Raw genomic sequence first — 25,738 nt, forward strand, 5'->3', positions numbered from 1 at the left:
AATCTAAGGCATTAATTGTCGTTGGCGCAATATTACCTTGTGCAACCGTAGTATTCGCACTTTCTGTTTTGCCTTTCGCTGTTGCACTTGCCGTTACGACCGTTCCAAATGCTTGTTTTGGAATAGTTAACATATACGTTCCATCAGAAGCTACCGTTCCACTTGCAATTTGGTTGTTGTTTTGATCTTTAATCACAATCGTTGCGTTTGGTTCTGCGGTTCCTTCTGCTTTCACAGAATCCGTTGTAAGTGAGTTAATCGTCGTTGGTGCAATATTACCTTGGGTGACGGTTGTATTCGCACTTGAAGATTTACCATTCTTCGTTGCGGTTGCCGTTACAACCGTATTGACTGCTTGTTTTGGAATCGTAATGCTATATGTGCCGTTCGCTTGAACAACACCACTTGCAATTTGGTTGTTGTTTTGATCTTTAAATACAATCGTTGCGTTCGGTTCTGCGGTTCCTTCTGCTTTCACAGAATCTGTTGTAAGTGGATTAATTGTTGTTGCAGCAATATTACCTTGTGTGACGGTTGTACTCGCACTTGCTGTTTTTCCACTCGCACTTGCCGTTGCCGTTACCACAGTTCCAACAACTTGTTTTGGAATTAAGAGAAGATACGTACCATCTGATGCTACTCGGCCACTTGCAATTTGATTATCATTTTGATCTTTAATCACAATCGTTGCATTTGGCTCTGCGGTTCCTGCTACTGATGTAGAGTCCGTTGTCAAAGCACCAATTGTTGTCGGCGCAATATCTCCTTGAATAACGGTTGTGTTTGCACTCGCTGACTTACTATTTTTCGTTGCATCAGCTGTCACAACTACTCCAGCCGCTTGTTTTGGAATGGTGATGCTGTAGTTTCCATTCGCATCCACTTTTCCTGTTGCAATCGTAGTGTTACCTACTTTAATAGCCATATCTGCGTTTGGTTCTGCTGTTCCTTCTGCTTTCACAGAATCTGTCGTTAAGCTATTAATTGTCGTTGGTGCAAGGTTACCTTGAGTAACCGTTGTATTCGCACTTGCTGTTTTTCCATTTGCACTTGCTGTCGCGGTTACGACTGTTCCAAATGCTTGTTTTGGAATCGTAATACTATACGTACCGTCTGATGTTACTCGGCCGCTTGCAATTTGATTATCATTTTGGTCTTTAATTACAATTGTTGCATTCGGCTCTGCGGTTCCTTCCGCTTTCACTGAATCTGTTGTTAATGCATTAATCGTTGTTGGGGCAATATTGCCTTGGGTAACTGTTGTACTCGCACTTGCTGTTTTTCCACTTGCACTTGCTGTTGCCGTTACTACAGTTCCAACAACTTGTTTTGGAATCACTAGAAGGTACGTGCCATCTGACGCTACACGACCACTTGCTAATTGATTATCATCTTGATCTTTAATCACAATCGTTGCATTTGGCTCTGCTGTTCCTGCTACTGATGTAGAGTCCGTTGTCAAAGCACCAATTGTTGTCGGCGCAATATTACCTTGAGTAACCGTAGTACTTGCACTCTCTGTTTTTCCACTTGCACTTGCTGTTGCAGTTACAACCGTTCCAACTGCTTGTTTCGGAATTAAGAGAAGGTACGTACCATCTGACGCTACACGACCACTTGCTAACTGATTGTTATTTTGATCTTTAATCACAATCGTTGCATTCGGCTCGGCTGTTCCTTCGGCTACTGTAGAATCCGTTGTCAAGGCACCAATCGTTGTTGGCGCAATATTGCCTTGGGTAACCGTTGTGTTCGCACTTGCTGATTTGCCATTCTTCGTTGCGGTTGCCGTTACAATCGTACCAGCAGTTTGTTTCGGAATCGTAATGCTATAGGCTCCACTTGCATTAGATGTACCCGTTGCAATCGTCGTTTGGCCGGCTTTTATTGTAATTGATGCATTTGGCTCTGCTGTTCCTTCTGCTTTCACAGAGTCCGTTGTTAACGCATTAATCGTTGTCGGCGCAAGGTCTCCTTGCGTTACCGTTGTGGTTGCCGTATTCGATGTTACACCATTTTTTGTTGCCGTTGCTTCCACAACTGTTCCAACTGCTTGTTTTGGAATCGTAATGCTGTAATGACCACTAGCATCTGCTTTTCCTGTTGCAATTGTTGTTTGACCGACTTTAATTGTCATATCCGCGTTTGGTTCAGCCGTTCCTTCTGCTTTCACGGAATCGGTTGTTAGACTGTTAATTGTCGTTGCGGCAATCGCTCCTTGAGTAACTGTTGTGGTTGCCGTATTTGATGTTTTGCCATTTTTTGTTGCCGTTGATTCGACAACTGTTCCAACTGTTTGTTTTGGAATCGTAATGCTGTAGGCTCCACTTGCATTAGATGTACCCGTTGCAATCGTCGTTTGACCGACTTTTATTGCAATTGATGCATTTGGTTCCGCGGTTCCTTCTGCTTTTACAGAATCCGTTGTTAACGCATTAATCGTTGTCGACGCAAGATTTCCTTGCGTGACTGTTGTATCCGCACTCTTCGTTTGGCCGTTCTTCGTTACAGCTGCCGTGACAACTGTTCCAACGGCTTGTTTTGGAATCGTAATGCTGTAGTTTCCATCAGAACCTACTTTTCCACTCCCGATTTGCGTATTGTTTTGGTCTTTAATCACAATATCCGCATTTGGTTCCGCTGTTCCTTCTGCTTTTACGGAATCCGTTGTTAATGCATTAATCGTTGTATCTGCAATAGTAGCAACTAGTGGTACTCTTGTTCTTGCAATTTCAAGATTTTCTGAGTTATAACCAATCGCATAGACTTCATCTGTTGCTGCATTTGTGATAGCTGTACGTGCATAATATTGGAAGGTACCATCTGTTCCAACTGGAATCTTCGTAAGAGGCGTCCCATTTACAACAAGTCCTACTTTGACAACAGAACCTGTGTATGTTCCGCGTACATAAGAATCTGCACCACCAACAACAAAGGTATTCGGTGTAATCGTTCCAACTTTTAAGTCGCCATCTTTCACCGTCACACGTTTCCGGTCTAATTCTTGATTGGATGCATCAAGACCAACTAAATACGCGACTTGATTCGTATTTGTTATCACGCCTTTTGCATAATATTCAAAGCTTCCTGTAACAGGAATGGTTGATTTTCTAACACCATCTACTTCGAGATACACTTTTGTAATATCCCCTGTTACTTCGGCTTGAATGCGACTGTCATAGCCCACATAGAAGTCTTCTTTCACCGTTACGGTTCCCGTATGTTCACGCGTAACTTCAGTAGAGGCACTCGATGTTTTTCCATTTGCAGTGGCTGTCGCCGTTACCATTGTCCCTTCTGCTTGTACAGGGATAGTGAAACTATAACGTCCGTCAGAACCTGCAGCTCCTTGGGCAATCGTTGTCGTACCTGCTTTAATCACCATGCTTGCATTCGGTTCCGCAGTTCCTTGTGCAATCGTTGATGTTGTTGTTAATGGATCAATCGTCGTTTGTGCAATTGTTGCGCCCGCTGTTACGGTCGTATTTGCACTCGATGTTTTTCCGTTCGCTGTTGCAGTAGCTGTGACAACTGTTCCCATACTTTGTTGTGGAATCGTCAAGCTGTATTTCCCATCAGAGCCTACTTTTCCACTTGCCAGTTGCGTATTGTTTTGGTCTTTAATCACAATATTCGCGTTTGGCTCAGCCGTTCCTTCTGCTTTTACAGAATCCGTTGTTAACGAATTAATGGTAGTTTGCGCAATACGATCATTGATGACTGTTGTATTTGCACTTGATGTCTTACCATTCGATGTCGCGGTTGCTGTTACAACTGTTCCAGCTGCTTGTGGTTGAATCGTCACCGTGTAAATTCCATCAGAACCAATTCTTCCACTTGCAATTTGGTTGTTATCTTGATCTTTTAGAACGATTGTTGCGTTTGGCTCACCAGCCCCTGAAGCCGTTACGGATTCAGTATTTAATGGGTTAATGGTAGTTTGCGCAATACGATCATTAGTAACGACCGCAACGGCACTCTCTGTTTTTCCATTTTTAGTTGCTGTCGCTGTGACAATCGTTCCAACCAATTGTTTCGGAATCGTCACACTATAAATACCATCAGAACCTACTGTTCCACTTGCAATTTGATTGTTATTTTGATCTTTAAACACAATCGGCGCATTTGGTTCTGCAGTACCTTCTGCTTTCACAGAATCTGTGTTCAATGGGTTAATCGTTGTTTTCGCGATACTACCTTGAGTGACGGTTGTGTTGGCACTCGATGTTTTCTCGCCAATTGTCGCGGTTGCCGTTACAACTGTTCCGACTGTTTGTTTCGGAATGGTAATGTCATAGCGACCATCAGAACCCGCTTGTCCCGTCCCAATTGTACTCGAACCTACTTTAATCACTACATTCGAGTTAGGTTCAGCTGTTCCTTGTGCTTTTATCGAATCCGTTGTTAACGCATTAATCGTTGTTTGCGCAAGGTTCCCTTGTGAAACGGTTGTATTCGCACTCGATGTTTGGCTATCTTTTGTTGCCGTTGCCGTTACAATTGTTCCTACGGCTTGTTTTGAAATCGTCAAGCTATACGTGCCATCAGAAGCCACTTGACCATTAGCCAGTTGGTTATTATTTTGATCTTTAATCACAATAGCCGCATTTGGTTCAGCGGTTCCTTCTGCTTTTATTGAATCTGTTGTTAAGGAATTAATTGTGGTTTGCGCAATAGCTCCTTGTGTGACGGTCGTATTCGCACTCGACGTTTTGCCAGCTAATGTAGCTGTTGCGGTAACGATTGTTCCTACGGCTTGTTTTGGAATACCTAAGCTGTAATTACCATCAGCGGAAACCCTACCTGTTGCAATTGTATTTCCACCAACTTTAATCGTAATATCTGCGTTGGGTTGGGCAGTTCCTTCTGCAAGAGTAGAATTAGTCGTTAACGCGCCAATAGTTGTTTGCACAAGATTCCCTTGTGTAACAATTGTAGAATCGCTTTCTGTCTTACCACCTTTTGTTGCCGTTGCCGTTACAGTTGTTCCCACCACTTGCTTCGGAATGGTTACACTGTACGTACCACTTGCGGTTACAGTACCAGTTGCAATTTGATTGTTGTTTTGATCTTTAAACACAATGCTTGCACCTGGTTCAGCTGTTCCTTCTGCTTTTATTGAATCCGTTGTTAAAGGATTGATGACTGTTCGTGCAATATTGCCTTGGGTAACTGTTGTATTTGCACTTGCTGTTTTATCATTCTCTGCTGTCGCAGTTGCCGTTACAACCGTTCCTGCGGCTTGCTTCGGAATAGTTACACTGTACGTACCATTAGCGGCTACATCGCCACTTGCAATTTGATTGTTATTTTGATCTTTAAACACAATCTTTGCATTTGGCTCAGCTGTTCCTTCTGCTTTTACAGAATCTGTTGTTAGTGCATTAATCGTTGTCGGCGCAATTTCTGCATCTAAATCGACAATGCTAAAATCGCTCATTTGAATGGTCCCATTCGTTGTTTCAAACATAACGTGAGACTTGTCTGAAAGTGCTGTAAATGTACCAGTTGTTAATTGACCGTCAGCATTTGCAAAGCCATAAGGACTGTTATGATGAGAGTAGAGTGCATCGCGATCGGTTACATTCGGGAAATAATTGTCCCCATTATTAACAGCCACCTCTACTTTTCCAGTTCCCCCAGTTGGCGTAACTCTATATTGAATTCGATAGTTATGTCCTGCCACCGTGTCGAAACCTTGACCTATCCCAAAAGATGTAGCGTAAGGTTGTGTTTGATTAGCACGTATTTGACCTATTCCATTCCCAGAGAATTTAGCGGCATAATTATCATTATTCCACGTATATTCCCAACCATCTTGAGATGTTCCCCAACCAGGCCTTGTTAAATTACCTGTATTTGGTACACCAATCCAATAGATAGGATACCACTTTAGTTTACTGCTGAAACTTGCATCCACAAGATTTCCGCTACCTGCTTCCAAATTGGCTTTAAGATTATTTACGCCAGCATTAGCTGCATCTGCCGTTACTACATTAAACGGTATCGATGTCGCAATAGTCGACGCAAAAACAGTTGCTGCCACTGTACTAAGTGCAATTTTTTTCAACTTTGATTTTTTGATCTTCAAATTGTCAATTCTCCTTCTTAATTGTTTTTTGAACATAATAAAAGATAGAAAATTTACATTAGGGTTCTAATCCCTAAACTCTTTTCTACTAAATCGCTTCCCGTCTATAGATATCTAATTTTTTCGTCAATCCTCCTCTTCTAAAACAAATTGATATTCTATACTTTTTCATAGTAACACTTAAAATCTATTGAAAATGGCTATAAAAATAGATTTTCCAATTGATTTTTTGTAAATTCTGTGACAAAATGACACAACTAAACTTCAAACAGCAAAAAAAGCGAGAAAAATAAATTTCTCACTTTTTTTCGTTATTTTATACCTTTTTAAATCAGAATTTTTGAATTAGAATAACGCCTATCAGCATAATAAGAACCCCTAAAACACGGTAGCGATTAATCGGATGGCGGATAACTCCGAACCAGCCGAAATGGTCAATTAAAAGAGCGATGAGCATTTGACCACAAATCGCGAGAACAACAACCATTGCGGAGCCGAGCACTGGCAGAAGCAGGATATTAGACGTGATGAAGAAAACGCCCATTAGGCCGCCTGTGAAAATCCACCACGGTACTTTTCCGACACCGCGAAGTTTAAAAGTGACTCTTTTCTCAACGACAAGGCAAATGATGAAAAGCGCGATTGTTCCGACTGAAAACGAGATTAGCGAAGCGACAAACGGAGACCCGACGGCTTCGCGAAGTTTTCCGTTGATGGACGTTTGAACGGGCGACATCATTCCAGCGAAAAAGCCCATCATCATGAATAAAAATACTGTTTTTGGAGCTTGTTTAACCAAATGAATCCCTCCCTAAAATCTTTGCATCAAAAAGACGCCGAAAAACATGAGTAACACTCCAATGAGTCGTTCGGGGTTTAGTTCATGGACAGGCAAATTGAACCAGCCGAACTGGTCGATTAAAATTGCCATAATCATTTGTCCACAAACGGTCACCATAACGGTTAATGCCGCGCCTAATTTTGGTAAAAGTAAAATGTTATTCGTTAAGAAAATGATGCCGAGCACACCGCCGCCAAACCAAATCCACCATGGGCTTGTAGCGATGGCCTCGCTAAACACACTATAATCACGAAATGTAATTAATGAAATAATAAGTAAAACGGTGCTGCCGACTGCAAATGAAACGAATGATGCGATGAACGGTGATTGTGTGTACCCTTTTAATCGCGTGTTTACAGATGTTTGAACGGGCAGCATCATGCCAGCTAGAATACCGGCTAGTAAGTAAAAAGCAATCAATTTTTTTCCTTCTCCCTCTCTAATTCACTCACTTAGTTTACGCGTAAATATGCCATTTGTAAACACCATTACTGTTCAGCATATTCAAGCATTTTATAATGCGCATCTAACGCGCTTTTGGCATTTTCATAAACAAGATTTAATAGTGCTTTCTTTTCGCCTTTTTTAGGCGTGCGGACTTTGATTTCGAGCGTTTCTGCTAATAATTTCGCGTTTAGTTGTTCTGGGATGAGTAGTTCTTTTGGTTTTAAATGGTTGGGATGCGAATAAAATGTGACGAGGTAGCTTTCGACCATTTCTTCGAGGTCCGTTGTATACTCAAATACTTTTGCGGTTCGGCCAACGATGGCGCCATTTCGAACGAAGAAAACTTGAACGGCGAGAGCCGCTTCTCCGGCGACAAAATTGGCTACGTCGCGGTGGCCAAAATCGCGGGTGATTACTTTTTGTTTTTCGGTAAGGCGTTCTAACACGCTTAAAAGTTCATTTGTTTCTTTGGCTCGTTCAAATTCGAGCGCCTCCATTTGGCTTGCCATACGCATTTTCATTTCCCGTTTGACTTCTGTTTGTCCGCCGTTTAAAAAGTGCCTAATCTTTTTGATTTGCCTTGTATACTCTTCTTGACTCACATTTCTAGCACAAGGGCCAATACACATGCCTAAATGATAGTAAAAACATGGTCGGCCTCGCTTTCCTGAACAATAACAGAGGGGGTAAAGTTTTTGTAGCAATTCAAGGGTTTCTGTTGCCATGTAACGGCTTGCGTATGGTCCAAAGTAATGGGCACCGTCTTTTTCGATGTCTTTTGTGAGCTCAAGATGCGGGTTTTTTTCGTTTGTGATTTTAATGTAGAGATAGCGGATTTCTTCTTTCAACATAACGTTATAGGGCGGCTGATATTTCATGATGAGCGTCATTTCAAGCAGAAGTGCCTCTTGTTCGGTGTCTGTAAGAATAAGTTCAAAATCGTGGATATGGTGAACTAAACGTTTTGTTTTCCCAATTTGCGTTTTTGTAAAATAGGATTTTACACGTTTTTTTAAGTTTTTTGATTTTCCAATATATAAAATTTCGCCTTTTTTGTCGCGATACATGTAGCAACCTGGCGACTCTGGCAAAGTTTTGAGTTTTTGCTGCAACTCGCTATTCATTTGACGACCTCCAAAAACGTACGTTCGCCCTTTTATTTTAGCCCTTTCGGATAGTTTTGTAAAGACGAGACAGGAAATGTCTTTTGTCAAATTGAGTTGTTTATTCAAATTCGCTCACTTTTAAATAAACCCCGTTTTGAGAGATTTTTTTGATTTTCTCGTTCAGCTTTCTAATTTTGATAGAGTATTTAGACGCACACTCTATCTTTCCAGCTATTCTCACAAGCGGATCAACGTAGCGCCACTTTAGCTTCTTATGGATATCAAATGATTGTTCTGATTTTCTGACGACTACTTTGGCATATAACTCGCGTATGCACTCGCTAAGCTCTTGGTTCTTAGATGATTTTAAGATTTCGAGCACCTCATCATCTGTTTTTAATAAGTCTTCCCACTTTATAATATTTTTTCAAGAGCGAGGTTTAAGGCAGAAGATAGTCGTTCGTATCCATAAATGTTTAATGGATGATAAAAGAAATCTATCACTTCTCTCTTATAAATTTCAACAAACCATTCTGCACTTTTTAAAGATGTCACAACAATTTGATCATCCATTAAAACCAATTTTTTTAAAAAGGAATGACTTTCATCAAGCGTAATGAAGCCATACTCATACATGTCTCGCAATGTATAATCAATTCTATCTACACTTAAAAAGGGAAGTTTTTTGTCTAAAAGAAGCCAATTGCCGTTTAAAATAGTTGATAAGTTTATCCCATATTTTTTTAGGATTTTGGGAATTTCTGAACGCAGTACAATATCTTCAAATATCTTTTCATGATAACTTTCATCTATCAGCTTCAAGCTCATATCAATTACATGCGAAAAAGCTGTATGCGAAATATCATGGAGAAGTCCTGCAATTTGTTCCTCAAGAGACCCGCCCAACTTTTTAATGAGGAGCATTACTCCAACAGAATGGTCGTAGCGATTTACATTCCATGAAGGATTTACAATATAGCTCGCGCCTCCTTGGTGGATTTCTTTTAATCTTTGAACGGGGGCTGACTCCATTAGCTCAACCACCACTTGTTCAACCTCAAAATTTCCATATAAATAGTCGGCTATCTCCATATTTTTTTCACCTCAGTTAATGACATCTACAAAATCTCAATATAACCTTTCGTGCCATTTACGCGGATCATTTGGCCGTCTTTGATTTGGCTGGTTGCGCCGTCTACGCCTACAACTGCCGGGAGGCCATATTCGCGTGCAATGACGGCGCCGTGTGTCATCAAGCCGCCGACTTCTGTCACTAAACCTTTAATCCCAAGAAATAACGGCGTAAAACTTGGGTCGGTAAAAGTGGTTACGAGAATGTCTCCCGGTTCGAGTGCGGCGTCTTCTATTTTGGTAATCACTCGGGCGCGTCCTTCGGCAACACCAGAAGAAACGGCAAGCCCTGGAATGGCGCCTTTTGGAAGGTCGTCCGTTTTATATTCTCCTGTCACAATTTCGCCGTCTGACGTCATGACTCTAGGCGGTGTTAGGGTTTGATACAAGTCATACTCGGCTTTTCGTTTTTGGATAAGCTCGGCATTGGCGGTTTGCGTTTGGAATACTTCTTCTAATTCAGCAAGCGTGAGGTAATAAATATCCTCTGGTTGCTCGATGAGGCCAGCAATTTGCAGGGTTTCTGCTTCTTTTAAAAGCGCTTGTTTGTAGACAAAATAATGCGTGATCATGACATATTTTGGATACTCGCGGAAACCGCTGAACGTTCGGAGCGCCTGAATGACCTGACTAGTTTCAGCCGCTTTTGTTTCCCCGTCTTCGAGCTCCATGAGGCGTTCTAATAGTTCGCTCCGTTTGTTTGACGCTTCCGTTAGACCGGCATCAAATTTTTCTTTGCGAGCACCTTGGCTGAAATTTTTAATGTTGCTTAAAATCATTGGGACAAGTATTTCTGGTTCCTCACTCCAGCGTGGTTTCGTTAAATCAATTTCGCCGACACAGCGCATACCATACGCTTGTAGGTAGTCGAGTAAGGCAGCGCGTACTTCTTCTCCTCCTTTAAAACGAGGGAGCTCTTTTAAGAATTGATTGTCTTTTACGCTTTCCAAGTAGGCGATGTTTTCGGGATACGGGCGGAGTGTGTCGGCAACGTCAAGCAGTGCGAGGCCCATTTCGGACGTGATGTTGTCTGGAAGTGACTGTGAGAGAACATCTGCGGCATTTATTTCGCCTAGCCAGTCCTGCATTTTCTCGTTTAGCCATGCGGCAGAATCCATGGAGGCCATGATGGCGCTAATCGTTTGTTTATCCGACAAAAAGCTTTTTAATTTGGCTATATCATTTTGAATGAACTGAATGAGTTCGGCGCCAGTTAACGTTTTAATCTCATGTTTTAACTCATTTAGCACATTTTCACGATTTTGTACGATGGTAGGCACAATTTGCGGGTCGAGATTTATCGTTTCTGGCACAGATGCTAGTTTTTTCACTTTGTTTTCTGTAATTCTCGCTTCATCAAATTCGTCTGCTGTTTCAACAAAATTGCCGCGTTTTAAAATCGTTGTCAGCGCATCTTTCGTTAGCGGCTCAGAACCGAACGTTTCTAAAATAGCATAGCGGCTTTCAGGCGAAACGAGCCTTGGCAACACATCAACGAACAGACGGCCACCCGCTTGAAATCGCTCGCCAAAAGACGTCTGCACATAAACAGACATGCCAAGTGGCAAGAGCGGTTCGGTCATCATTTGCTGGTGCCCAACTGACAAATAAATTCGCTTAACCGCCTCATCATTTGCCGGTAGCGGGTAAAGCGTCGTAATCGGACGGGCTTGCACGACATAAAACTTGCCGTTAAATAAGCACCACTCCACATCAACCGGGTAGCCAAAATTTCGCTCGATTTCACGCCCCACGTTCGTCAGCTCCAAAATTTGTTCATTCGAGAGCACTTGCTGGGCGCGCCTCTCCTCGCTAAGCGCCTGCTTCAAAACCCCTTTTTCTCCCTGAGTAAAAAAAGCGACCTCTTTTTGCGCCACCAGCCGAGAGGTTACCTTGCCGTTTTTTGTCTTATAAACGTCCGCCTGAACTTGCCCAGAAACAAGGCCTTCGCCTAAACCAAAACTTGCGTCCACCGTCGTGACCGTTCGATCCCCCGAAAGCGGATCCGCTGTAAATAGCACGCCTGCTGCCTCAGCCGGCACGAGTTTTTGAATGGCAACCGCGAGTTTAGGCTCGCCCGAAAACCCATTTTGCAGCCGGTAAATAATGGCCCGTTCATTGTAAAGCGACGCCCAACACTTCTGAACGTGCGCTAAAATGCCATCTTCGCCCTTGATATTCAAAAATGTATCTTGTTGCCCTGCAAATGACGCCCCCGAAAGGTCTTCTGCTGTCGCGCTCGAACGCACTGCATAGGCAAAATCAGTTCCGTAGCTTCGGAGGACGGATTTGATTTCATCTGCTACTTCATTTGGTATCGCTTGAGTTAAAATGGCATGACGGATTTTTTGCGCAACTTCGCGAATCGCCGTTTGTTGACCGATTTCTAAAGCCGCCAATTGGGTGAGCACATGTTGAATGTCACTTGAACTCTCCATCATTTTTTGGAAGGCATCTGTTGTAACGCAAAAACCTGCTGGGACGCGGATAGCTTGGATTTTCCTAAGCTCACCTAAATTCGCTGCTTTTCCTCCCACTAAAGAGAATTTCGTTTGGTCAATCTCCTGAAAATCATAAACAAATGAACCCATTTGATCTCCTCCTCTTTCAAAGTAGACTTATTATAGCAAGCAAAAAATACAATAAACAGTCTATAATTCTAATTTTTTATCTGGTATAATAGAAATAGAGATACGGAACATTCATGGTTTGCCCTAATTTGGGGATTATAAACCATGTTTTTGTTTTTTAGGAGGATAAGTATAATGGAAAATAATGTTTTTGAGGGTATGGCGAAAAAATATGATTCTCCTGACCGAATCGAGCTTGCACAAGTGATTTCGGCGCAAATTCGTACGAAATTACCAGATGCGCATGACAAGAATATGTTAGATTATGGCAGTGGTACGGGGCTTGTTGGCTTAGCACTTACGGATTTAGTGAAGGACATTTTGCTTGTTGATTCGTCCCTAAACATGGTGGAAATCATTCAGGAAAAAATCGCGAAACGCTCAATTTCAAACGCAAAAGCGGAAGTAGCTGATTTAACGAAAGAACGCTTGGCTGAAAAAGTAGATATCATCATCGTTTCATTAGTTTTGCTACATATTCCTGATACGAAATTAATTTTACAACGCCTTTACGACAGTTTGAATGCTTCTGGGCGTTTAATCATTGTCGACTTTGATAAAAACGAGGCCGTCTTTCATCCAAAAGTTCATAATGGTTTTGTTGCTTCTGAACTTAGCAATTTATTGCAGGAAACTGGCTTTTCGTCTACTGAAATAAATATTTTCCACCACGGTGAAAATGTGTTTATGAAACAGGATGCGGATCTTTTCATTGCGGTTACTGAAAAAAGCAACTAAAAAAACAGCGGAAATTCAAATTGAATTTCCGCTGTTTTTTATATTTTCTTCACGAATTCTGATTTTAATTTCATGGCACCAAAGCCATCAATTTTACAGTCAATGTTATGGTCGCCTTCGACTAATCGAATGTTTTTAACTTTCGTCCCGATTTTCAAAGCAGAAGAGCTTCCTTTTACTTTTAAATCTTTAATGACTGAAACCGTGTCACCATCTGTTAGCAGGTTCCCGTTTGCATCGCGCACAACGAGCTCTGTGTCAGCCGTAGCTGTCGCCTCCGCGCTCCACTCATGACCACATTCTGGACAAATAAAAAGTCCACGGTCCTCGTAAGTGTACTCTGATTTACATTCTGGGCAATTTGGCAAATTTGACATTTTAAACACATTCCTCCATTCATTTCTTCTATTATAGCTCAAATACTCACAATTTCACAGCGCTTTTTCATTTTCTGCTTAACAAATCGCTGTTAACCCGATATAATAAAATTAGTGTTTTTAACGTAAATATGGAAAGAGAGTGTTCTTATGGGCCGTAAATGGGCAAATATTAAGGAAAAAAAAGCTTCAAAAGATACAAATAACAGTCGAATTTATGCAAAATTTGGGATTGAAATATATGTCGCTGCAAAACAAGGCGAACCAGATCCTCATGCCAACCAAAAGCTGCGTTTCGTTATTGAACGCGCGAAAACTTACAACGTGCCAAAACATATTATTGACCGCGCTATCGAGAAGGCAAAAGGGACAGGCGATGAAACTTACTCCGAACTTAGATACGAAGGTTTTGGACCAAACGGATCCATGGTCATCGTGGATGCACTCACTAATAACGTCAACCGTACCGCGTCTGATGTTCGCGCGGCATACAACAAGAACGGTGGAAACATGGGTGTGAGCGGTGCTGTCGCTTACATGTTCGATAACACAGCTGTTTTTGGCGTGGAAAATAAAGATGCCGAAGAACTACTTGAACTTTTAATGGAACAAGACGTCGACGTACGCGATATTATTGATGAAGATGGTCAAGCCATTATTTACGCTGAACCAACTGAATTCCACAACGTCCAAGAAGCGCTTAAAGCTTCTGGCATCGAAGAATTTACTGTTGCCGAAATTGAAATGCTTCCCCAAAGTGAAGTCACCCTAGAAGGCGATGATTTAGAGAAATTTGAAAAACTAATTGATGCGCTTGAAGATTTAGAAGACGTACAAAAAGTTTATCATAATGTGGATTTGTAAAAGTTAAGGTATCAATAAACAAGCATAGAGCCATAATACTCCATTTTTCATGGGATATTAAGGTTTTATGTTTTTCTATTTTTATTTCCGAGACAAAAATTAATTTATTATTTTCTCAGCATCAGTCATTAATTTTTTTACACCTATTATTTTATTATTACTATTACTTCTTAGAATTTCTGCGGAACTCGCAATGGTCAAAGTGCTGAGAAAATCCAAAATATCACTAACTAAATTTAGGAGAATAAATTCTATGAAAAACATAATTTACTTCTTGCTTGCTCTTTTATTAACAGTAGCCCTAGCATCCTCCTCAGCTTTTATATATTTATATTTCGAAAAAGATTTTTCAACTCTGTTTTTGATTAGTATTATTAGTAGCAACATTGTATTACTATTTTTAGGAGCATTACTCATAATTAAGCTACTAAAAACCCGTCATTTCTTTAGCGCTCTAATCGCATGTCTAGTAGTGGTATTTAGTATAGGTTTTGCCCTAAAAATCTCTAATTGGGATGGGAGCATCGTTACAGGTTTTTATAATATTGCAGGTAAAGAAAAAGTAAATGATCAATATTATTTAGAACTTTACTACTTAGATTTAGACACATATTTAAAATTTCGAGTAGATGAAAAAGAGTATAACTCTGTTGATGTGAGTGATAGAAAAGGCTATTTGTTAGCTTTTAAATATATAAAAATCAACGGGAACATTTTTTCAAACTTAGACCATATAACTACGCAAACAACTGACATTTCTAGTGAAGAAGATATATAACATAAAAACCATTCCTTATAAAGCTTTAGCAACTATGATAAAAGTAGTGAACAATCTAAAAATATAACAAATTAATTTTATTGGAGATTCTAATTTATGAAGAAAAAGATAACTTATTTTGCTGTCATTTTACTATTTATTTGTAGTATTTCAATCGCCTCCTTGTATACATTCTTGTACTTTGAGAACGATTTTTATGGCTGGTTCCTAGCTGTAATAATACTTTCAGATGTTGTCCTTCTATTTTTAGGCTTGAATATTTTTATTAATCTCGCTAAGGGCCGCCATCTATTTAGTGGAGTAGTATTAATGGGGATTACAATACTAGGAATTTATTTTTCTATAAATACCTCTATTTTAAGCCATGGGATGTCGTCCACTGGTTTTTGGAACATTATCGATAAACAAGAAAAAGATGGTACGTATCACATTGTCATTTATAATGGAGATATTGATAAAAATATAGAGTTTGAAACATCTAAAAGAAACTATCAGGCAGTTAAAGTGAGTACTAAAGAAGGCTATTTAATGGATTTTAAGTATATAGAATTAGGCGATAAACTATTTTCCAATCTAGCCCATATAGATACTACCCCTGCTGAATATACGCTTGATGAAGAAATTGATTAACAAAATAAATACTAAGACTAGTAGGGGAACCTGTGCACGTGGTTCTGTCTACTAATCTTAGTATATTTTTTTATTCAAATAGCTCTACTACCTCTTCTTTATGTCTTGATAAGGAGTAGAAGCCCACACCTCACTTTATCCCTTTGAGTTTTTCAAGCGTCAAGTCAGTATCGCACAATATCTCTAAGTTTCGCGCCAACTTGTCGTTCGGGAAGTCCCACCAGGCGAGTTCTTTTAAACAAAGTGTTATCTCTTTAGAAAAGCGGTCTTTTATTTTCCGTGCGGGATTCCCGCCGTAGATTTCATACGCCCCCACGTTTTTAGTGACCACCGAATTCGCTGCGATGATGGCTCCGTCGCCAATTTGAACGCCTGGCATTACCGTCACATTTTGCCCAATCCAGACATCATTTCCAACAACAGTATCACCTTTATATGGCAAATCCGTTAATTTTGGCGTCACCTTCTCAAAGCCGCCGCCCATAATGTTGAACGGATATGTTGTGGCAGAAGCCATCCGATGATTCGCCCCGTTCATAATAAACGTAATACCTTTTGCAATCGCACAGAATTTCCCGATTATCAATTTATCCCCGAGAAAATCATATAAATGTTCCACATGCGCCTCAAAATTTTCTGGCCCGTCTGGATCGTCATAATACGTATAATCCCCCACAATAATAGACGGATTCGTCACACAGTTTTTAATAAACGCAACCGAGCGAATGTCAGGATTTGGATAAAGCTCATTTGGGTTTGGTCCAATCATTTCTCTCTCTCCTCCTCACAAAATTTATCCTCTTTATTATACCATTTTTAACATCTCAAAAATCAACCGCCTAGCTTCCTCGGACTCTGGGATTTCGAAAAGCGGATAAATGTGGGGAAGCTCGCCTGCCTCGTAATATGTCACATTTGGAAGTCCCTTTTCAAAAAAAAGATGGGTGTCAGGGTTTGTGATGTCGCGCGTGCTTGAGAGAATTAAAATTTCAGGGATGCCTGAAAAATCGCCAAAGAACGGGCTCACTAGGCTGTCCGTGTAGTCTCGGCCGTTCGCGTACCACGTGCGAATCTCTTTTAGCGCCGTCGTCCCGACCACATTATCGCGCTGCTCCACCTCAAAAATGGCCGGATTATCCAGGCAAAAATTCATGAACGGGGAGATTCCAACCACTTTTTTGGGTAAAGCTAGGTTTTCTAGCTTCAAAAACTGGACAAATGACAGCGCGATGGCTCCGCCTGCCGAGTCTCCTACGAGCGACACATCTCCCGGATATTTCAAATAGACTTCCTTCAAAAAGCGCATCACATCGTCAACATGGTAATCAGGCGCGAGCGGATAATTTGGTACCACTAACCTAGCACCTGTTTCAAGTGCAATTTGTTCGATGAATTCGTAATGCATGGACGTTATCGGCAAAATGAAGCCGCCGCCAGCTAAATAGATAATGGTTTGTTCCGTTTTAGTTTCTGGCGTGATTTCAAAATAGGAATGTGCGCCAATTTCATGTTTGGACACATTAAAACGTTTAGCAAGTTTTGTCGGTACGGCCGGCTGTTTTTGCTTTTTCGCAATCGCTTTTTTTAACTGCTCGCCTTCCAAATTCCAAATTTTCTTCACATTAGCGACTTTCGTTGCCAGTTCAATCACGCGTAACATCATGCTTTTTTTCATATTTCGTCCTTCTTTCTACTACTTCGCAAGCCATTATATCACAAAATGTCACCCTCCTAGTGACAAAAATTTGCTGTTTTCAAAATACCATTCCTCTTATAATAAAACTAGGATCCCAAACGATAGAAATTGGAGTGATTGTGATGCCCATTATGGCGGAAAATGGAATTGATTTACAGTTGGAAGGAAAAACGAAAAACGAAATTTTAGGAAAAATTGCCGAGGTCGCGCATCAAACGGGCAAAGTAAGCGATACGAAATTGTTTTTTGAAGATTTATGTAAGCGTGAACAAGAGTCGACCACTGGATTTGGCGGTGGCGTTGCGATTCCCCACGCCAAGTCAGACGCCGTGAATGAAGTTGGTATCTTATTTTTTAGAAGCACAGAACAAATTGAATGGCAGGCACTGGACGGTGCGCCAGTATTTTGTTTTATTTGCTTGATGGTACCTGCAAATGGCGGCGAGGAACATTTAAAACTGTTGTCAAAGCTTAGCCGCAAATTGGTTGACCCTGATTTTGTAAGCGCATTAAAAACGGGTGAAGAGCATCAAATTTTAAGTCTCATTCGTTCAGTAATTTCTTAAAAAAGGAGAGGTTTAGGTTGAAAATTGTAGCTATCACGAATTGTCCTGCTGGCATCGCCCACACGTATATGGTCGCTGAGGCGCTGGAGCGAAAAGCGGTATCGCTTGGGCATACGATTAAAGTGGAAACGCAAGGTGCGAGCGGGGTCGAAAACCACTTGACGCCGGCGGAAATTAAAGCGGCGGATTACGTCATTTTGGCGCTAGGACGCACGATTAGCGAAGATGACTATTTCCGTTTTGCTGGGAAAAAAGTAGTTGAAATTAAGGTTTCTGAAGCGCTTAAACAAATTGAAACGCTTTTTGATGATTTGGGTGCCAAAGCAACGACATTTGGCAGCGATCAAGCGGTTAAAATGGGCAAACAGGAAACGCCATCTGGTTCTGTTATGGGTCATCTGATGGCTGGCGTTTCAGCAGCACTTCCGTTTGTTATTGGCGGTGGTTTACTTGTTGCAATTGCTAATATGCTCGTGCAATTTGGCATGCCGTATACTGATATGACAAACGGCGATCCGTCATTCACTTGGATTGTTGAGTCCATTGGTTATCTTGGCTTTAAATTTATGATTCCAATTATGGGCGCTTATATTGCGAGTTCAATTGGCGATAAGCCGGCATTTGCGCCTGCTTTCTTGGTAACTTATTTGGCGAATGATAACACGATGCTCGGCACACAATCAGGCGCTGGTTTCCTTGGTGCCGTTGTCCTCGGACTTGGCGTTGGTTATTTTGTGAAATACTTCCGTAAAGTGAAACTAGGCAAGGCACTTCAGCCGCTCCTAGGTTCGATGATTATCCCTTTTGTCACGTTATTTGTTTTTGGAATTTTAACCTACTACGTTCTTGGGCCTTTGATGGGTGGTATGATGGACGGCATGCTTCATTTCTTGAACACGATTCCGTCATCGATGAAATTTGCCGCGGCCTTCCTTGTTGGCGCTATGCTTGCCTTTGATATGGGCGGTCCGATTAATAAAACAGCCTGGTTCTTCTGCTTCGCTCTTCTGGATAAAGGGATTTACGATTGGTACGCAATTGTTGGTGTTGTGGCACTTATGCCACCAATGGCCGCTGGTATCGCTACATTTATTGCCCCGCGCCTGTTTACAAAACAAGAAAAAGGCGCTGCCATCAGCTCGATAATTGTTGGGGCTACCGTTGCAACAGAACCAGCAATTCCTTATGCGCTTGCCGCGCCGCTGCCGATGATTACGGCGAACACAATTAGTGGCGGAATTGCTGGCGTTCTAACGATTATGTTTGGTGTTGAACGTTTAGCACCAGGAATTGGAATTTTCGACCCGCTAATTGGACTTATGTCTCCTTGGTATTGGTTCTATCTGGCGCTATTCATTGGACTCGCGCTAAATATTTTCTTGATTATTACGTTAAAATCGATTTGGTTAAAACGGAAAGAGGCGAAATTAAAAAATGAAGAAAGACTTACTGAAACGACTGGTGAAGGCATCTAGCGTAAGCGGCGACGAAGAAGAAGTGCGACAAATTTTAAAGGAAGAACTAGGAAGTGTGGCCGATGAAATTAGTTACGATGGTTTAGGCAGCTTTATTGCGCGAAAAGGTTCTAGCGGCCCTAAAATTGCGGTCGTTGCGCACATGGATGAAGTTGGCTTTATCGTGAAACATATTACAGCAGATGGTTTCATTTATTTTGACACGGTTGGTTCGTTTTGGAGTCAAAGCTTACTGAATCACCGCGTTGAAATTCGTACGGAAGACGGGGCAAAGGTTTTAGGGATTATCGGGTCGGTTGCCCCGCATGCATTATCTGAAAGCGAGAAACAAAAACCTGCTGCTATTTCTGAAATGTTTATTGATATTGGCGCAGATTCTTATGAAGCCGTTCTAAAAAGAGGGGTTAACATCGGGGATTTTGTGACACCAGAAGCGAATTTTGCTGCTCTTTCAGACGATAAAATTCTCGGAAAAGCGCTCGATAATCGGGCGGGATGTGCGCTCATGGTGGAAATTTTCAAGGCATTTGATAATGCGAATGCGACGCTTTACGGCGTGGCGACGGTGCAAGAAGAAGTCGGCCTGCGCGGGGCACAAACTTCGGTTCAAAAAATCGAGCCTGACATCGCCATTATTTTAGACACGCTCGTAGCAGGTGACACGCCGAACATCAACCCGATTCATTTCCCGCTAAAACTAGGCGGCGGTGCTGGCATTCCGCTTTTCGATAAACGCTACTTGGCACACAAAAAACTGACAAAGGCTTTTAAAATGTTAGCAGGAAAACTGGATATTCCTTTGCAATTTTGCACGCTGAAAACGGGCGCAACTGATGGCGGGCGCTACAACGTGATGGCTTCCGGGCGCCCGGTCATTGCCTTCACTTTGCCAACTCGTTATTTACACGCAAATTCAAGTATGATTTCCTGCTGCGATTACAATGCGACCAAGCAACTCGTTTCTTCCTTTGTAAACACATATAGCACGTCAGTCCATACGGAAATTAGTCAGTTTTAATACAAAAACAAGGAAGCTTAAAAATTAAGCTTCCTTGCATAGTAGAAAGGGATTTTAAAATGACCTATCATTTCGACCAAGTTATTGACCGGAGAAATACGTTTTGTACGCAGTGGGACTATATTCAGGACCGCTTTGGGGAGGAAGGCTTATTGCCGTTTTCCATTTCAGATACGGATTTCAAAGCGCCGGAACCTGTTATTCGAGCCGTTAGCGAACGCGTTTCGCACGGTATTTTTGGCTATTCGAGATGGAACCATCACGCCTTTAAATCGAGTATCACTGGTTGGTATAAAACGCGTTTTAATGCCAATTTTGAAGAGGATTGGGTGCTTTATAGTCCGACTGTGTGTTACGCCATTTCCGTTTTAATTGAACTGAACAGTCGTCCGCATGATAAAATCGTCGTTTTCTCTCCGCTTTATGATGCTTTTTTCAACATCATTAAGGAGCAAAATCGTGAACTTGTCTTGAATCCATTGCATCTTGAAAACGGACGTTATACAATTGACTTTCACTCACTTGAACAGGGACTTCAAACGGCTAAAGTGTTATTATTAACAAATCCGCACAACCCAACTGGGCGCGTTTTCTCAAAAGAAGAGCTTTTAAAAATTATGGCACTTTGTAAGGCATACGATGTTTTTCTGATTTCGGACGATATTCATATGGACATCGTGTATCCAGGCTCTGCCTATACGCCGGTTCTAAGCCTTGGCACGGAGCGGGTTGCGATTTGTTCGTCCGCAAGTAAAACGATGAATACGCCGGGGCTGATTGGCTCCTATTTGCTCGTTCCAGATGAAAATTTGCGGGAAAATTTTTTGCGCATTTTAAAGGGGCGTGATGCGCTTTCTTCGGTCAGCATTCTCGGCATGCACGCGCTAATCGCGGGGTATAATGAGGGGGCCGACTACGTCGATGAACTGCTCATTTATTTGGATAAAAACATGAACCTCGTGCGCGATTTCTTTTCGGCCGAGTTACCAGGCATCGCATTTTTGAAACCCGAAGCCACGTATCTTGCTTGGCTAGACGCGAGGTCCCTCAATTTGACGGATGCCGCCATTCAAGAAGCGCTTGTCACAAAAGGAAAAGTGGCCGTCATGTCAGGCGCGACTTACGGAGCCAGTGGCTTCCTCCGCCTAAATGTCGCCTGCCCGGAAAGCAAACTTCTAGATGGACTTTCGCGCATGAAAAAAGCTTTAAATTAGGAGGTGAACAACTTTGAACGAGCGGCAAATGAACCTGATCCAACTACTATTACATCAAAATCAAACTGGTCCAGAGCTTGCCAAGCAATTATCGGCATCAAAAAGAACGATTTTACGCGACATTCATGCGTTGAATGACGAACTCATTTTAGTGGCGAAAATTACTTCGGTTGAAAACGGCTACGCGCTTATCATTTCAAACGAAGATAGCTTTAATCAGCTTTTCAAGCGCACGGCAAGCGATGCGGAACTCCTTTTGTTTGAGCTAGCAACACGCGATTTTGTCACGCTCGATGACTTATCTGAAACCTTATTTTTATCAAAACCGATGCTAACTGATAAAATGGCGTCGTTGAAACAAAGCTACGCGAAACGGCTTTCGATCCTGTCGAAAAAAAATTATGGTCACTTTTTAGATGAGCCTAAGTCCCGCAAAATTACACTGCTCGCCAATTTGATTTTGCAGAAACCAGCTTTCTTTTTAACAAAACTTGGTTTGGCGCCTACTATTTTTGAGCGATTGACAGAAAATATACGCAGTGAGCGCCACGCGTTTCATTATGAACACGCCCACTCTGCCCAAATTGCAAGTATTTGTTTGGCCATTTATGCGCTGCGTTATGAAACCGATCTTCCTGACACAAAAATAAACGGCATTTTAGAACAATCTGGTATTTCTTGTGCCCATAATATCGGTAGTATGGTGCAAACTTTTCTTTCTGAGCAAAATAAACTGATTGCATCGCTTTCAACCGAAAAGATTTTAGATTTATTGCAACTTACTTGCGAGGAGCACGGGGCGCCTTTTTACGATATCGAACTGGCGACGAGTCTTGCGAGTCATCTGAAGCGAAGCGTTGCCTATCCGATTATTCTTGCGGACCGGAAGCTTCATAATATCGCGAATATTAAGGCGCTTTATCCGCTTGCTTTTGACCTTAGCATTCATTTTATTAGTCTTGTGAGGCAAACTTTCTCTGTCCAAATTTATGAGATTGATTTGATTGGGCTGTATTTTTCTTGCGCGATGGACCGTGTTAAGACCGCGCCGATTGAACTCGTGCTTTTTTCTAGTCAATATGCGATTGCAAACATTAATAAGCAGGCGATTGAGCGCGCGATTCCAGAAGTGAACGTTAAACTGGCGATGAATCTCGCCGAACTGCAAAGTTTGGTTCAAAATTGCGCGATTAAACTGGTTTTAAACAATCAAGACGGCGCCGCGCCGCAACTAGCAACCGAAAGTTATACAATCCGGCAAATCATGACGGAAACCGATTTACGAGCCATTCGCGACTTGCTCGAAAAAATTGATATTGAGCGGCATTTGGAAGATTATTTCCCGAAGACGACCGAAACCGAGTTCCACAACGAAAAAAACGCATGTTGGCAAACGGTCATTCAAGACTTAACGGCTTTTCTTGTGCAAAAAGGGATTTTATCGGCTGGCGAACGCGAAAAAATTGTGAGTCGGGAATCAAAAGAAAACAATTTGGTGATTAACCATTTGGCTGTCCCGCACTGCACAACAAATCGCGGCACACCGTTTCTTGGTATCTTCGTCCATTTAAAACATGCTGTCCAAATTGAAGGAGAAACCGTACAAAACGTCCTTTTATCTTGCATCAACCCGAATGTGCGTAACGAATTGAAAATTTTCAGCTACTTGTATGATGTTTTAAACAAAATCGACAGTAGTGTTATTTTAAGTTGGAAAACACACGGTGAATTCATGCGAAGTTTAAACCAAAAAGATTAAGTATTTGGTGGTATAATAAACTCATCTTAACTAAAGGAGTTACTTGTATGAATAATCCCTATGTTCCACTAAATTTATTTACCAATTTTAAAGAATCCGCTGAGCGCTTCCCTGATGTGCCCATTTTCTTTGATGAAACGCTCGCCGGATTTGCCGAACTTGGTCTAGAAACGACGTATGCTGGCTGTTTAGATGCGATTGTGCAGAAAGCCACACAGTTAAAAAAGGCGGGCGTCAAGAAAGCAGACAAAATCATCATTTACAAATCCGCAAAATTTGATACCTACTTGTTCGCCGTGGCCGCAAGTTACCTCGGGGCAGTCCCCGCAATGATTTCGCCACACCTTCCCACTACTACAATGGAAATTTTAGCAGAACGCTTAGATTTGCCCTTCTTACTTTTCGATGCAGCAACGGCTGACAAAGCCCGTGCAATCTCCAATTTGAGCACAGGCCAACTCATTTGCGCCGAGGAACTAGCAAGCTTCGCTGTAGAAAAAATCGCTGAGCAAGAAGAACTCCCAAAAGATATGATTTCCTACATGACGCACACGTCCGGCACAACTGGCATCCCGAAATTAATTGCCCACAGCGCAAACTCCATGGGTTGGCGCACCAAATGGCAGCGCAATATTTTAAGCCTTATTCGCGAAAAAGAATTAGCCGCTTTTCATATTTCGCCCGTTCATTCGCGCTTTAACATCGGCATTTCATCCTTGATGTCACAAGGCTTCCCGCTACTTCCAATTGCAAATCCAACAAAAACGAGCATCGAACGACTTTTCAACAAATTCCAGCCGAAAATCGTCGAAACACACCCGAATAATTTCGTGCAGTGGGTTTCACTCGCTCGCGAAAAACCGGAAATTTTCAAGTCCATCAAATACTATCACTCCACCTTTGACGCCATCAACAAAGAAACCATGGCCACTTTCTTAAACACATCTTCTGAAAAACGGCCAGTTTTCATGCAAGTTTACGGTCAAAGCGAGTGCGGGCCAATGATTTTGCGTTTCCATACAAAAAAAAGCCTGCAAAACCTCGACGCCCGTAACATGGGTTACGGAATGAAGGGTTTAACTGAAGTTCGAATCGTAAATGATAAAGGTGAGCCCGTTCCAAACGGCACGCCCGGTAATATCCACATGCTTTCAAAAGGAAGAGCCCTTACCTATTTTAAAGAAGACGCGCGCTTCACTGAAAATACGTACGGCTTATGGTGGGACAGCGGCGATTACGGCGTAAAAAATGAAACCGGCGCCCTATACCTCCTTGACCGCCAAGTCGACCTCGTTGAAAATATCGAAAGCACCCTCGCAATTGAGGACAAACTGCTAGATTCCCTCGATTTTCTCGATGAAGTTGTCATCATTCGCGGCAAAGACGGCAGTCCGCAGCCGATTATTTCAGTATGCGCCAACCACGAAATGAACTGGGACGCCTGGTTTAACGAACTAACCGACCTCCCGCACATAAACGAACCAATCATCATGGCTTACGACGACATTCCTCGCACAGCCACAATGAAAGTCCAACGCTTACGCCTAGAGGAAGAGTTGAAAGCGAAGTAAAATGCTACTTGATTTAGCGAAGTTAGAGCATTAAGAAAAACAAGCATAAATCTTGTAATAACACCATCTTAAAAAATGGCTTTTACTGGATTTATGCTTGTTTATTTTTATGAAACAAAACCTTTATGTTCCATACACTCTTACATTACCAAGACGTGTTAAACACTTCCACATCATTTGGCAAATCTTTCAATGCACTTTCAACTGATAGAATGACGTCATTTTTTACTACTTGAGCTTCCTGATTTCCATTTTTGACATACTCATTATCATCTTCTTTTATATCCTCATAGCTAACATAGAGAACAAGTGCATCGTTACTAACAATTCCTTCTTTTGAATTGCTTCTTTCATACGAAGTTCTATACTTTTCACTACTATCGTTCAGTTGAATTGACATAACATCAACATTTGTATTCTTTACAATAGATTTAGCATGCTCATCTCCAGATTTCTTACCAGTAGTAATTAAATACTCAATATCTTTCTGCGTTAGCCTCTCTGGATGTGCATTATTTCTAATATAGATATACTCTGATTCCAACTGACTATTCTGTTGATAATAGTTTTTTTTCTTTACTGGTTTAAAACCTTTAGCATTTAATGTAGCATCAACTTGCTTAAAATCATAGATAGAATTCAAATATTCACTAAAGAAAAATAGATAAATATTTTGTGCTTCCTTATATTCGCTCTCCGTTCCTATACCCTTTTCAGATGCTTCTTTTAAATTAAAATCAGCGGTTGGATAGATTGAAGCTGAAATATCTTTAATATCTTTCATTTGTGACTCACTCCCATCAATA

At 41.6% G+C, this 25,738-nt stretch carries 20 protein-coding genes; 10 read left to right on the forward strand and 10 right to left on the reverse strand.

Annotated features, from left to right (window positions below; translation table 11 throughout):
• From CFT42_RS14980 to ppsA, 6 genes are all read right to left on the reverse strand, one after another.
• Positions 1–6,091, reverse strand: a 6,091-nt coding sequence (locus CFT42_RS14980) for an Ig-like domain-containing protein (RefSeq protein ID WP_088816034.1), incomplete at its 3' end; no start/stop codon positions are given.
• A gap of 331 nt (positions 6,092–6,422) precedes the next feature.
• Positions 6,423–6,854: a DMT family transporter gene (locus tag CFT42_RS09780; RefSeq protein ID WP_369821476.1), complete on the reverse strand. Its 432-nt coding sequence runs from the start codon at positions 6,852–6,854 to the stop codon at positions 6,423–6,425.
• A gap of 48 nt (positions 6,855–6,902) precedes the next feature.
• On the reverse strand, positions 6,903–7,352 hold the full coding sequence (locus CFT42_RS09785; RefSeq protein WP_088810392.1) for a DMT family transporter: 450 nt from the start codon (positions 7,350–7,352) through the stop codon (positions 6,903–6,905).
• A gap of 68 nt (positions 7,353–7,420) precedes the next feature.
• Positions 7,421–8,503, reverse strand: coding sequence for an excinuclease ABC subunit UvrC (uvrC, locus tag CFT42_RS09790; RefSeq protein ID WP_088816035.1), 1,083 nt, complete (start codon positions 8,501–8,503; stop codon positions 7,421–7,423).
• Between the two features lie 396 nt (positions 8,504–8,899).
• Positions 8,900–9,577, reverse strand: a complete 678-nt coding sequence (locus CFT42_RS09795) for an HD domain-containing protein (RefSeq protein ID WP_244169958.1) — start codon at positions 9,575–9,577, stop codon at positions 8,900–8,902.
• Positions 9,578–9,603: 26 nt separating this feature from the next.
• Positions 9,604–12,207 (reverse strand): phosphoenolpyruvate synthase, encoded by a 2,604-nt coding sequence (gene ppsA / locus CFT42_RS09800; protein ID WP_088816036.1) that lies wholly within the window; start codon positions 12,205–12,207, stop codon positions 9,604–9,606.
• A 174-nt stretch (positions 12,208–12,381) separates the two neighbouring features.
• Here ppsA and CFT42_RS09805 point away from each other — a divergent pair, with 174 nt between their 5' ends.
• A complete protein-coding gene (locus CFT42_RS09805) occupies positions 12,382–12,984 on the forward strand; it encodes a class I SAM-dependent DNA methyltransferase (protein WP_088816037.1) in 603 nt (200 codons plus the stop codon).
• Between the two features lie 38 nt (positions 12,985–13,022).
• On the opposite strand, the gene CFT42_RS09810 is transcribed toward CFT42_RS09805, so the two are convergent.
• Positions 13,023–13,361, reverse strand: coding sequence for a zinc ribbon domain-containing protein YjdM (locus CFT42_RS09810; RefSeq protein ID WP_088810397.1), 339 nt, complete (start codon positions 13,359–13,361; stop codon positions 13,023–13,025).
• Between the two features lie 150 nt (positions 13,362–13,511).
• Here CFT42_RS09810 and CFT42_RS09815 point away from each other — a divergent pair, with 150 nt between their 5' ends.
• The 3 genes from CFT42_RS09815 (at position 13,512) to CFT42_RS09825 (ending at position 15,633) form a co-directional block, all read left to right on the forward strand.
• Positions 13,512–14,225: a YebC/PmpR family DNA-binding transcriptional regulator gene (locus CFT42_RS09815; RefSeq protein ID WP_088816038.1), complete on the forward strand. Its 714-nt coding sequence runs from the start codon at positions 13,512–13,514 to the stop codon at positions 14,223–14,225.
• Positions 14,226–14,478: 253 nt separating this feature from the next.
• Positions 14,479–15,003, forward strand: a complete 525-nt coding sequence (locus CFT42_RS09820; RefSeq protein ID WP_088816039.1) for a hypothetical protein — start codon at positions 14,479–14,481, stop codon at positions 15,001–15,003.
• A gap of 96 nt (positions 15,004–15,099) precedes the next feature.
• Positions 15,100–15,633 (forward strand): hypothetical protein, encoded by a 534-nt coding sequence (locus tag CFT42_RS09825; RefSeq protein ID WP_088816040.1) that lies wholly within the window; start codon positions 15,100–15,102, stop codon positions 15,631–15,633.
• A 130-nt stretch (positions 15,634–15,763) separates the two neighbouring features.
• On the opposite strand, the gene CFT42_RS09830 is transcribed toward CFT42_RS09825, so the two are convergent.
• Positions 15,764–16,402: a Vat family streptogramin A O-acetyltransferase gene (locus tag CFT42_RS09830; protein ID WP_088810401.1), complete on the reverse strand. Its 639-nt coding sequence runs from the start codon at positions 16,400–16,402 to the stop codon at positions 15,764–15,766.
• 36 nt (positions 16,403–16,438) lie between these two features.
• Positions 16,439–17,308, reverse strand: coding sequence for an alpha/beta hydrolase fold domain-containing protein (locus CFT42_RS09835; protein ID WP_088816041.1), 870 nt, complete (start codon positions 17,306–17,308; stop codon positions 16,439–16,441).
• 143 nt (positions 17,309–17,451) lie between these two features.
• Here CFT42_RS09835 and CFT42_RS09840 point away from each other — a divergent pair, with 143 nt between their 5' ends.
• The 6 genes from CFT42_RS09840 to CFT42_RS09865 are packed head-to-tail and all read left to right on the forward strand — an operon-like array spanning position 17,452 to position 24,932.
• The gene (locus tag CFT42_RS09840) at positions 17,452–17,895 is read left to right on the forward strand and encodes a PTS fructose transporter subunit IIA (RefSeq protein WP_088810403.1); all 444 of its coding nucleotides are present in this window, start codon (positions 17,452–17,454) and stop codon (positions 17,893–17,895) included.
• A 17-nt stretch (positions 17,896–17,912) separates the two neighbouring features.
• Positions 17,913–19,370 carry a PTS fructose-like transporter subunit IIBC gene (locus tag CFT42_RS09845; protein ID WP_088816042.1) on the forward strand — a complete coding sequence of 486 codons (1,458 nt, stop codon included), beginning with the start codon at positions 17,913–17,915 and terminating at the stop codon, positions 19,368–19,370.
• Entirely contained in the window at positions 19,330–20,388 is a 1,059-nt protein-coding gene (locus CFT42_RS09850) for a zinc-binding metallopeptidase family protein (RefSeq protein WP_088810405.1), read from the forward strand. The genes CFT42_RS09845 and CFT42_RS09850 overlap by 41 nt, the downstream gene beginning before the upstream one ends.
• A gap of 59 nt (positions 20,389–20,447) precedes the next feature.
• Positions 20,448–21,602, forward strand: a complete 1,155-nt coding sequence (locus tag CFT42_RS09855) for a MalY/PatB family protein (protein ID WP_088816043.1) — start codon at positions 20,448–20,450, stop codon at positions 21,600–21,602.
• 13 nt (positions 21,603–21,615) lie between these two features.
• Positions 21,616–23,361 (forward strand): HTH domain-containing protein, encoded by a 1,746-nt coding sequence (locus tag CFT42_RS09860; RefSeq protein WP_088816044.1) that lies wholly within the window; start codon positions 21,616–21,618, stop codon positions 23,359–23,361.
• Positions 23,362–23,408: 47 nt separating this feature from the next.
• Entirely contained in the window at positions 23,409–24,932 is a 1,524-nt protein-coding gene (locus CFT42_RS09865; RefSeq protein WP_088816045.1) for an AMP-binding protein, read from the forward strand.
• Between the two features lie 145 nt (positions 24,933–25,077).
• Here the strand turns inward: CFT42_RS09865 and CFT42_RS09870 are convergent, their stop codons facing one another.
• The gene (locus CFT42_RS09870; protein WP_159458161.1) at positions 25,078–25,716 is read right to left on the reverse strand and encodes a hypothetical protein; all 639 of its coding nucleotides are present in this window, start codon (positions 25,714–25,716) and stop codon (positions 25,078–25,080) included.
• Between the last annotated feature and the right edge of the window lie 22 nt (positions 25,717–25,738).

This window comes from Listeria goaensis (assembly GCF_900186125.1).
Classification (GTDB): Bacteria; Bacillota; Bacilli; order Lactobacillales; family Listeriaceae; genus Listeria; species Listeria goaensis.